This is a genomic window from Verrucomicrobiota bacterium (genome assembly GCA_027622555.1).
In the GTDB taxonomy this organism is placed as follows: Bacteria; Verrucomicrobiota; Verrucomicrobiia; order Opitutales; family UBA2995; genus UBA2995.
On the sequence record JAQBYJ010000024.1, the window covers coordinates 55,210 to 61,464 of the forward strand.

Sequence of the window (6,255 nt, forward strand, 5' to 3'; positions counted from 1 at the left end):
CAAGCCAGCATAATACCCAAGGGGCTCGTCGTGTTTCTAACACGGCGGGCCCCTGTTTTTTTGATCGACGCCCAAGCAGCTTTTTTAAAACTCCACCTCCTTATGTCTACGCCTCGATTTTTATCCCATGACCAATGCAAGCAGATCGCTCGTGAGTTTCGCACTCCGACTTATGTGTACGACGAGGCATCGTTAAGAAAAGCTGCCGAAGCAGTCCTGGCTTTTCCAAGACCTTTCGGATTTACGGGACGTTATGCCATGAAGGCGTGTCCAAACGGTGCTGTCCTCAGTTTATTTCGTGACTGGGGTCTTCACTTCGATGCAAGCAGTGGGCACGAGGTGCTACGCGCGGTGCAGTCCGGGATTCCGGCAGAGCGAATTAGTCTCTCTTCGCAAGAGTTTCCTGAAAACATAACTGACCTGGTGAATCTCGGGATTTCGGTCAATGCCTGCTCATTAAAGCAAGTGGAAGCCTTTGGAAGAGCCTTCCCCGGAGGTCGGCTCGGACTGCGCGTAAACCCAGGTGTAGGCTCCGGTGGCACACTCAAAACTAATGTGGGAGGTCCATCTTCCAGCTTTGGCATCTGGCATGAGCTTCTGGGGCAGACTCAGGAAATTGTGGAGAAGTATTCGTTGCAGGTATTTCGCATCCATTCCCACATTGGTTCAGGCAGCGACGCGGATGTTTGGGTTAAAGCTGCCAATCTGACTTTGAATCAGGTGCGTCTATTTCCCAATGTTACCCATGTGAATCTTGGTGGAGGCTTCAAAGTCGGCCGTATGCCAGGGGAAGTTTCAACGGATCTCCAAGTGGTTGGGCAACCGGTCAAAGCCGCACTCGAAGCCTTTGCTAAAGAAACGGGTCGTGAGCTCCATCTTGAGATCGAACCAGGAACCTACCTGGCCGCCAACTCCGGTTGCCTGCTTGCCTCCGTTCAGGACAAAACCCATACCGGTGCTGAAGGACATGTCTTTCTAAAACTGGATACAGGGATGACAGAAATTCTCCGTCCTACGCTTTACGCTGCTCAGCAGCCGATGACTGTTGTGCCCGTCGAATACAGATCCTCAGAAGAAAAAGAATCCGTCATCGTTGTGGGGCATTGCTGTGAATCAGGTGATCTTCTAACCCCGGATCAGTCTGACCCAGGTCTCTTGAAAGAGCGCGTCCTAACCAAGGCCGAAATCGGTGATCTCTTCGTGATCGATGGAGCGGGTGCCTATTGCTCAAGCATGCCGGCAAAAAACTATAATTCGTTTCCAGAAGTCCCTGAGGTGCTATTGCGCGAATCCGGAGAAGTGGTGCTTATCCGCAAACGTCAAACACTGGCTCAGGTTTTCCAGAACGAGGTGCCCTTGGCCTGAATCCTTTTTGGAGGTTTGAACGGTTGGATATGGGGGTGTCAGATTTCTGAAACGAAAACGTTTCTCACTTTCCTCGTCGGAGAACGTCGGCCTACTGAAACCTGTACACTGAAACCACCCTTCTTTTTTGCCTGGTTGAGGCAGGGCAGGTTCCCTTAGTTCCAGCAAGCTCGCTGGGAAATCACTTCTTTCAGGCTACTGCCAGACTACGATATCCGCGACCCAGTGGTGAACGGATAACCCACGGTAGTTGCCGACCTTGACCGCCCGAATATTCACCGCAGCCTGGCCTTTGACCTTCTTCCCCTGTTTGGTGAATATATCTTTGGCCTTTTCGATATTGGTCGTTTCCGCAGTCACCTCAGCAATTTTCACGTAGGGCCGGGCTTCGGGGGCATTTCTGAATATTTCGAATCTATACTTGGCAACGCGTGTTGCGTTGGCTCCAGGAACTGGATTAACCGAGTACTCAACAGATCGTTTTCCGCAACCTGCGAAAAACATCAAAGCGGTTAATGATAGAACAGAAATTTGAAACATACCCTTCATTGCAAGGTGGTTAAAACGATTGGCTATCCGCCTGTCAAAATTTCATTTGCGTGATTTTAAAGAACACAAACCTGTCGGATTCCTGTAATGGTTTCCGCCTTTTGGATTTTCCACACTGTAAGCGTGGCGATAAAAATATTCGAAGTACGGGGTCACCCCTTTCTGTAGAGCTTTTCCTGATTGCGGTTGTAAGCTGCGACAAATGCTTCAAGAGCCTTCACCGCGTTTCCAGGACCGTCTTCTTCCTGGAGCACCTGTTGTATCTCACGGGCTTTCCCGCGATAGTCCTCTTGTTGTTCGATTCGTTGAACTTGAGAAGGTAGCCGTTCGGGCCAGTGCTTTTGTTTTATGACCCAACCTACTCCCAGACGTTTCATTTCGGCTCCGAAGAAATGTTGATCCGCAATATGAGGGATTATTATATGTGGCTTTCCGGCTGTAAGGACTGACGCCGTCGTTCCTGCCCCACCATGATGAATCACGCAAGATGCATGGCGGAAAAGCTGGTCGTGCGACATGCTGCCAACCACAAGAATTTCGGGGCGTTCCACTTCTACCGAAAGCCCGGACCAGCCAGTCTGAATAATAATCTTTTTGCCTTCGGGCCAGTTTTTCTCAAATCGGCTCATGATAGAATGGGTATCATCAAAGGCGACACTTCCAAAAGTGAGAACGGGGACCAGTTCTCCTCCTGAAAAGGCTGTAATTCTAGTTTCCTTTTCCTCAGATTCGGGTGCTTGCCAACGCAGGAACCCCGTAAATTTGAAAATATCATCCACGCGTCCGCGATTCGACATGAGTGCTTTCGAAACCACGGTTAGTACAAGGTCGCAGGGTCTGATTAAAAAATCCTTTGATAATGGAAGATTCTTTTCCCTAAAAACCTGTCCAATGACTCCATTGATGGTCATATCCACTATGAAATTGGAAATGCTCCAAAAGGTCCTATTCCAAATAGACTGAACGAAGTCAGGCATCCAGTTTAGTGAGGGGACCAACTCCGGCGGGTAGTTCGGCGATGGGATGGTATTGTGGCAAAATGCGAAAGAGATGAAAGGCTTGCCCTGCCGTTCCGCTATGGCTTTGTAATTAGGAAATAGGTACGAGCTGACCAACACATCGTTGTCCCTCAAGGCCTCATCAATTTTATCAATGAGCTCGGACAAAAAGGGCAATGCCCCTTTATAAATTTTGCGAAGCTGCAAAATAGGATTATGGGTCCGGTCCAAGTCGCGCATGAACTCAGTAAAGATCTCCTGTTCCCAATCCGGAGGAAGATGAAAATAAGTGATGCCCGCCCTAAGGATTTCGGATTTGTAAAGCCGTGCGGATGCGAAAGTTACTTCATGCCCGGCTTCCCGTAGGGCTTTGCCGTAGGCTATGATCGGATAAATGTCACCGATGGATCCGTGGGACGTTAGGAGTACTCGCATTGTAGGACTTCCTCCTTGATAACCGGGGTGTTTTTCTCAACCACTTTACTTTGACGATTCTTTGTTAAATCGGTGACCTCCACTTCCACTGGAGTGGTAAACAAACGGTATTATTCCCCAGCCTTAAAATGGAGAAATACGCGAATCAGGATGTAAAGTACACCTACGCCCAGGATGGCAAACATAGCCAGATTGGGATTTGATTTCCGGTCTTTGTTGAAATGTTTTGGGTTATTTTCTTCTGCGGTCATGGTTCTTTTTAATATACTCACCACGGTATGAATTGAAAGAACCAATCCCCCTGATTCCAGGTTGAATGGATTCTGGTTGGGGTCAGGAGTCTGGTGACTCCAGGAAGCTGGATAAATTGGAAAGCCTGGAAAAGGGACTCGCAGCCATCAGGCGAAGCTATCGACGACGACCTTTAAGGTTGAAGGGCATTGTGTCGGCCGGAATGTAGCCACGATTTCTTCCTCTGCGAACCGGACGGGATACCTCCTGTGTTTGGAGCAGGGTGGTAAATGCGTATTCAAAGTTTTCAATCGTTTCGCGTTTGAGTGGTTCACCGAGGTAAGCTTCTATCGCCTTTACAGGGTCCATCTCATCTGCACTGAAAAGTGTTATAGCATCCCCTTCCGTGTTGGCTCTTCCCGTTCGACCGATTCTGTGTACGTAGTTTTCCGGATTTCGCGGGACATCGTAATTAATGACGTGGCTGATGCCTGTGATGTCTAGTCCACGACCGGCTACATCGGTAGCGATCATAATTTTGTGGGCACCGCTTTTGAATCCATCCAACGCTTGCTTTCGTTCTTTTTGGGAACGATCCGAGTGAAGCGTGATAGCTTCGTGCCCGTTTTTCTCAAGTTTTCGAGCGACCACTTCGGCGTCGAGCTTACGTTCGGTAAATATTAGAATGCTTTCGTAGTTAAGATCGTCGAGAATGCGAATTAGCAGCTCCATCTTTTGCTCTCTGGCAACAGGGTAGAGGCTGTGGCTCACTGTTTCTGCAGCCGACCGCCTTTGACCGGCGTCAATGGTGAACGGGTTGGTCAGGGACCACTGGGCCAGGTATTCGATTTCTGAAGGAATGGTTGCTGAAAAGAACAAGGTCTGCCGCTTTTTTGGAGTAAGCTTCACGATTCGTTTCACGTCCGGCAGGAAACCCATGTCCAGCATTCGATCAACTTCATCCAAAATCACGATTTCGATATCTTTAAAGCTGATGGTTCTTTGCTGGTGGTGATCGAGTAAACGACCCGGGGTAGCTACAACGATATCCACGCCACTTGCCAAAATCTCCTTTTGACGACCGTAACCAACCCCACCCTGGATGAGGACTGTTTTCAAGTTAGTGTATTTTGCGTAGGTCCTGAATGCGTCGTTTACCTGGTCTGCCAGTTCCCGCGTCGGTTCTAGGACCAGCACTCGGAATTTGCCGTGTTTGACCAGATTTGAAATAACAGGTAAGGCGAAGGCTGCCGTCTTTCCTGTGCCTGTTTGCGAGGAGCCGATAACGTCTCTTCCTGACAGTACTACTGGAATGGCTTGAGCCTGGATGTTGGTTGGTTGTTGATAGCCACTACTTGCGACTGCCCTAACTACCCTTTCAGAGAGACCTAAGGCCGTAAACGGATGATCTTCCAGATTGTCTGTATTCCCGGTTTCGGGTGTTTCTTCTTGGTCGGGCATAAGTGTCTTTTGATAAGTCTGATCGTTTCGAAGCCACACCAGAAGCGATAACTCAAGAAAACCCAAGATCATTTTTTGATCCTCCTTATATCTCAAATTGACCGAAAGTCCCTATAAGCAAAGGATTCAAAGATAAATTACCTGGTGCTGGCCTCGCCGCTTTACCCACTACGATTTGGTCTAAAAAATGGTTGTTATTAGCCAAGCTTCGTCAATGTTCCTAAGAATAATGAGGTACTTGTTTGTCAGCAGTGTCATTGTCTTAGGAATAATTTCAGGCCTGTCAGCGGCCGAGGCCTATCCGAAAGCGTCCAGGTCGGATGGCGGTGTTTTAAGCTTATACTTTGAGAACGATCTGTTTGCTGATACGGACCAACAGTACACCAATGGCACCAAAATTGGATGGGTATCACCTGACCTGGAGGAGTTTGCACAAACGTATTTCCCACGGTTTACAGAGTTCTTTGCCGAGAAGGTCCCCTACCTCAGGAACGATGAGCTGAGCAAGAATGTTGCTTTCTCAATTGGCCAAAACATGTATACTCCGGAAAATATTATAACAACGGATTTGGTGGAAAATGACCGCCCTTATGCGGCCTGGTTGTATCTTGGGGCTGGGTTTCATATGAAAGATGAAAAATTTCAAAACACTTTCGAAATTCAGCTGGGAGTGGTTGGTCCTTCCGCGCTTGGAAAGGAAATTCAGGATTTTGTTCATGACCGTCGCGGCATACCTCGTGCCAATGGGTGGGCAAACCAGCTTGATGATGAGCTTGGAATTAATCTGATTGCGGAACACCGAAGACGATTAAACCAGAATAACATAGGCAAAGGCTGGGAGATGGACGCGACCGCCAACGGAAGTGCGGTTTTGGGAAATGTCAGTACCTACGTCAATGCGGGTATCGAAGGCCGTTTGGGTTATAATCTTCCGCTCGATTTTGGAACCACCCACATACGTCCCGGTGGAGAGACAAATATCCCTGTTCTGCCTGGGATCCACAGGAAAGAGGAAACCTATAGTTTTCTTCTTTTCGCTTCGATGGATGGTCGGGCGGTTGCCCGCGATATTTTCCTCGACGGAAATACATTCGCGGATAGCCACTCGGTTAGGAAAGAGCCTCTAGTCGCAGATTTCGCTATGGGAGTTACTGATCAATCTTTAGGATAGACTACACTCCTGTTATATGCCACAGTGTATGAATGATAAAAATAG

At 48.4% G+C, this 6,255-nt stretch carries 6 protein-coding genes; 2 read left to right on the top strand and 4 right to left on the bottom strand.

Annotation, left to right across the window (positions count from 1 at the left end):
* Positions 1-102: 102 nt before the first annotated feature.
* On the top strand, positions 103-1,365 hold the full coding sequence (locus tag O3C43_08625; GenBank protein MDA1066551.1) for a diaminopimelate decarboxylase: 1,263 nt from the start codon (positions 103-105) through the stop codon (positions 1,363-1,365).
* Between the two features lie 195 nt (positions 1,366-1,560).
* Here O3C43_08625 and O3C43_08630 read toward each other — a convergent pair whose 3' ends face one another.
* The 4 genes from O3C43_08630 to O3C43_08645 all read right to left on the bottom strand — a co-directional run bounded on the left by O3C43_08630 (position 1,561) and on the right by O3C43_08645 (position 5,039).
* The gene (locus O3C43_08630; GenBank protein MDA1066552.1) at positions 1,561-1,905 is read right to left on the bottom strand and encodes a hypothetical protein; all 345 of its coding nucleotides are present in this window, start codon (positions 1,903-1,905) and stop codon (positions 1,561-1,563) included.
* 161 nt (positions 1,906-2,066) lie between these two features.
* Positions 2,067-3,347 carry a glycosyltransferase gene (locus tag O3C43_08635; GenBank protein ID MDA1066553.1) on the bottom strand — a complete coding sequence of 427 codons (1,281 nt, stop codon included), beginning with the start codon at positions 3,345-3,347 and terminating at the stop codon, positions 2,067-2,069.
* A 110-nt stretch (positions 3,348-3,457) separates the two neighbouring features.
* On the bottom strand, positions 3,458-3,598 hold the full coding sequence (locus O3C43_08640) for a hypothetical protein (GenBank protein MDA1066554.1): 141 nt from the start codon (positions 3,596-3,598) through the stop codon (positions 3,458-3,460).
* Between the two features lie 157 nt (positions 3,599-3,755).
* Positions 3,756-5,039: a DEAD/DEAH box helicase gene (locus O3C43_08645; GenBank protein MDA1066555.1), complete on the bottom strand. Its 1,284-nt coding sequence runs from the start codon at positions 5,037-5,039 to the stop codon at positions 3,756-3,758.
* 229 nt (positions 5,040-5,268) lie between these two features.
* Between O3C43_08645 and O3C43_08650 the strand changes: the two genes are divergently transcribed.
* Positions 5,269-6,210, top strand: coding sequence for a lipid A deacylase LpxR family protein (locus O3C43_08650; protein ID MDA1066556.1), 942 nt, complete (start codon positions 5,269-5,271; stop codon positions 6,208-6,210).
* The last annotated feature ends 45 nt before the right edge of the window (positions 6,211-6,255 follow it).